Raw genomic sequence first — 4,190 nt, forward strand, 5'->3', positions numbered from 1 at the left:
TACCTGCTGATTTGCGCTTCCACAGTCCGGGGCCCAACCCGCAAGGCAAGCACGGAACGGACCGGAACTCAGAAGGTCCGTTACCGCAAGGGGACGGCGATAATCCGGATCGCGCGATGAGGTCCGCTGTTTAAACGTGTCAACGGAATAGGTGACGACCGTGAGGCCTGCATCGATGACCCGCTCTGCCACATCTGCGAGCGGCCCGGCCTGGGCAAACGGCTCCCCGCCGGAGAAGGTCACGCCATCGATACCGTCCGCTGCAAGAATGCGGGTGGCAAGTTCTTCAGCAGGAACAATATGCGCAGGAGAAAAGGGCCAGGACGCCTGGTTAAAGCAGCCTTTGCACCGGATTGGGCAACCCTGGACCCACACAACGGCCCGGGTGCCGGGACCGTTTACGGTCGAATGCAGGAGATACCCTGAGAGGTTGAGCCTGCTCCTGCGTCGGCATCCGGGGTCGTTGTATTCGTGCACCATTTTTTTCGCCGCTAACTTTCTGGCTTTGAAAAAATTTCCGGTGTGGGGACCAGTGTATCCTATAGTATTACCCATGATTTCCCGGAATGGTGTTCATCCGCGGGGACGTGCAAATAAGCATACTTATGAGATACGATTGGACTATACAGGTTCGATTTTCCCCCTTTTATAGGCAACGATTCGGACTTTTGTAATGCATAAGGATTTCGCTGAGGCATTGCACTAGTGTTTCCGGTCACTGGCATCGCGCGTCAGGCGCCCTTAATACCATCCGGGAGAAATAGATCCGGCAGTGAAAGCGACATTCGATGGATCCACCATCCGAACCGGGCGGGAAGGCCGTCCTCTCTACGAGCAGAGCGGGTACGGCAGGCCGGAGGGAGACGGTCTCCGGCTCTCCCCGCAGGAGGCCCTGTATCTTCTCCATCGCCAGAAGATCGAAGTGCCCGGGTACTCGTTTGACACACTCTTTGCCGAGTTTTCCGATCAGCCCACAGTCATGCGGAGTTTTCTCGTGTACCGCGACCTGCGGGAACGGGGTTACGTGGTCCAGACCGGGCCGCATGACTTCCGGGTCTTCCGGCGGGGGGAGAAGCCCGGTAAAGGAGAGTCGCTCTATCTTGTCCGCGTCCTCTCCGAACGCGATCCAATCCTGTTCGAACGCCTGATCGAGGAAGTGATAGCCTCGCGCAATATGCGCAAACAGTACATCCTTGCAGTCGTTGACGACGAACAGGAACTGACCTATTACGAGATCAAGCTCCAGAAGCTGGCAGATGCTTCCTGCACGCCGCCGGATCTCACTCCTGTGGACGCAATGCTGACCGGCAAATCGGCCATGGTCCGGACAACAGCAGATTCCAGCCTCGAAAAGGCCGGGTTTGGCAAGAGGCTTGACCCGGAACGGCTCATGCTCGCTCCCGTGGAACTCCTCTACCTCATGGACCGGGGAACAATCCGGCTCATTCGGGGGGATGCGGGGATGAGTTTTGCCGAGTACCTTGCCCTTGCAAGCGAGAGCGACAGCGAGCTTACCCTAAAACATACTGTCTATACAGAACTACGCCGCCACGGGTTCACGCCCCGGACGGGATACAAATTCGGGCACCACTTCCGCGTTTACTGCGGGACCTCCGTCCACTCGGACCTGCTGGTGCACGCTGTCGAGAAAGAGGCGGCCATTCCCATGAGTGTCATTTCCCGTTCCGTGCGGATGGCGCACAGTGTCAAAAAGAAGATGTTGTTTGGCGCTGTACATTCTTCAGGAATCCAGTTCGTCGAATTCGCACGGATCAAGCTGTGAGCTTTTATCATGCAGGAACCGCAGATCAACCCCTGGTCAAGCACCCCGTCCCTTGACATCGAAAAGACCTTCACCGAGTTTGGTATCGATCCAATCGCACCGGTTCTGCCGGAGCTTCCGGAAATCCCCTATTTCATGCGTCGGGGGATCGTGGTTGGTCACCGGGATTACCTCCCCATTGCAAAGGCTATCCGGAACAAATCGCCGTTTCATATCCTGACCGGGTTCATGCCGAGCGGCCACCCGCATCTCGGCCACCTGATGGTGATGAAGGAAGTGGTCTGGCACGTTCAGCAGGGGGGCAGCGGGTATATTACGATCGCCGACCGCGAGGCACACGCGGTCCGCGGCCTCACCTGGGAGAAATGCGATGAGTACGGGAAAGAGTACCTCGCCTGCCTGTATGCACTCGGCTTTGACGGGCAGACCTATTTCCAGAGCAGGAATAACCGGCTCAAGGACCTTGCCTTTGAAGCGGCAACCAAGGTCAACTTCTCGGAACTCTCGGCAATCTACGGTTTTGGGCCCGACACGGACCTTGCCCACGCGGACAGCGTGATCACGCAGGTCGCCGACATCCTCTACCCGCAGATCGACCGCGAGCCTGCACCCACGGTGGTCCCGGTTGGTGTAGACCAGGACCCGCACATCCGCCTCACCCGCGGCATCGCCCACAAGATGCGGATGTTCACCGTGGAAGAACGTGATGGATATATCAGCGTCAGGTCGAAGAATGCACCCGAAACGGCCATGGAGGCGGTCAAAAAGGCATTCCCGCACGCCAAGAAGTACGAAGGGCATGTTGACATCAAGGGAGCGCAGTGCACCGATGTCAAGGCAAAGGTCCGGGAGATCGAGCGGGCTTGCGGGGGTTTTGCCTTCTTCACGCCCTCATCGACATACCATATCTTCATGCCGGGTCTTACAGGAGGGAAGATGTCGAGCAGCGTTCCCGAGAGTTTCATCTCCTTCCATGAACCCGAAGCAATGGTGCGAAAGAAAGTGATGAGCGCGATCACCGGGGGAAGGATGACATTAGAGGAGCAGAAACGGCTGGGCGGCGAGCCTGACAAGTGCTCGCTCTATCTCCTCAACCTCTTCCACATGGTGACAGACGATGCGGAACTTGCGGAAATCCGGAGGAAGTGCACGGCCGGGGAGATAACGTGCGGTCAGTGCAAGAAGGAGACGGCTGAACGGGTTGTTGTGTTCTTAAACGACTTCCGGGAGAAGATGGACGCAGCAAAGGACAGGATCAGGATATAAGATGGCGGAACTGACGCAGAACGAGAAACGGTTGCTTGCAACCCTTGAAACGGAAAAGAGAGCAGATGCAGGGCACCTTGCCGCGGTCATGGACGCTACTCCCGAAGCGGTTGTCCAGTGGGCCCATCTTGCACAGGACAAGGGTTTTGCCACTGTGGAACGGATTGTGTCCACGGAGTTCACGTTTTCCGAGGAAGGAAAAGACTATGCCGCAAATGGTCTGCCTGAAACACAACTCCTCCGCCATATCCTGCCGGGCACTAGTTTGGAGGACCTCAAGAAACAGCCATCGTTCCGGATCGGTTTTGGGCAGCTCCGGAAGAAAGGGCTGATCAAAGTCGAGGGGACTGCAGTCACAAAAACTCCCGGTGCCTCTACCGAAACCGATGAAGCCGCTCTGAAGAAGCCGTCACTTACCGACCCGAAGACACAGGAACTCATCAAACGCGGGATCCTCCAGCTGTCCGAGACCGTGAAGTATGTCATTGCGGCAACCCCGGAGGGACTTGCGCTGGCAAAAAAAGGTCTCGACCTCCGCGAAGAGACCGGCACCCTGACCCGCGAACAGATCATCTCCGGCTCCTGGAAGAATGCAAACCTCCGCCGCTACGATGTAACCAAGCTGCCGAAGAAAGCGTATCCCGGCAAGATCCACCCCTACCAGCGGATCATCGGTGAGATGCGGGAGATTCTCCTTGAGATGGGGTTCACCGAGCTCTACGGTGAGATCGTCCAGCAGTCCTTCTGGAACTTCGATGCCCTCTTCCAGCCGCAGGACCACCCGGCCCGCGAGATGCAGGATACCTTTTACCTGAATGAGACGCTGCCCCTCCCGAAAGGGTACGAGAACGTCAAAGCAATGCATATCTCGGGAGGCGAGACATCGTCGACCGGCTGGGGCGGTGTGTGGAAGGAGGAGAAGGCGGAACAATGCGTGCTCCGGACGCATACGACGAGCCTCTCCATCCAGCACCTTGCACAGCACACCAGACCCCCGGTCAAGGCTTTTGCCGTTGGCAGGGTGTACCGGCGCGAGACGATCGACACCACGCACCTGGCAGAATTCGAGCAGCTCCAATGGATCGTGATGGCTAAGAAAGTACCGTTTTCAAACCTTCTTGGGATCTTTCGCGACTTGAAA

General features: G+C 57.3%; 4 protein-coding genes. 3 read left to right on the plus strand and 1 reads right to left on the minus strand.

The window, feature by feature from the left end; translation table 11 throughout:
* Positions 1-480, minus strand: a 480-nt coding sequence (locus CW742_RS08100) for a 4Fe-4S single cluster domain-containing protein (protein ID WP_292418915.1), incomplete at its 3' end; no start/stop codon positions are given.
* Between the two features lie 292 nt (positions 481-772).
* On the opposite strand from CW742_RS08100, the gene endA reads away from it, so the two are divergent.
* From endA to CW742_RS08115, 3 genes are all read left to right on the plus strand, one after another.
* Positions 773-1,783 (plus strand): tRNA-intron lyase, encoded by a 1,011-nt coding sequence (gene endA, locus CW742_RS08105; RefSeq protein ID WP_292418919.1) that lies wholly within the window; start codon positions 773-775, stop codon positions 1,781-1,783.
* 9 nt (positions 1,784-1,792) lie between these two features.
* Entirely contained in the window at positions 1,793-3,049 is a 1,257-nt protein-coding gene (locus CW742_RS08110; protein WP_292418921.1) for a tryptophan--tRNA ligase, read from the plus strand.
* 1 nt (position 3,050) lies between these two features.
* On the plus strand, positions 3,051-4,190 hold a 1,140-nt coding region (locus tag CW742_RS08115), incomplete at its 3' end, for a phenylalanine--tRNA ligase subunit alpha (protein ID WP_292418923.1).

The sequence above is a fragment of the Methanoregula sp. genome, assembly GCF_002835825.1.
Classification (GTDB): domain Archaea; phylum Halobacteriota; class Methanomicrobia; order Methanomicrobiales; family Methanospirillaceae; genus Methanoregula.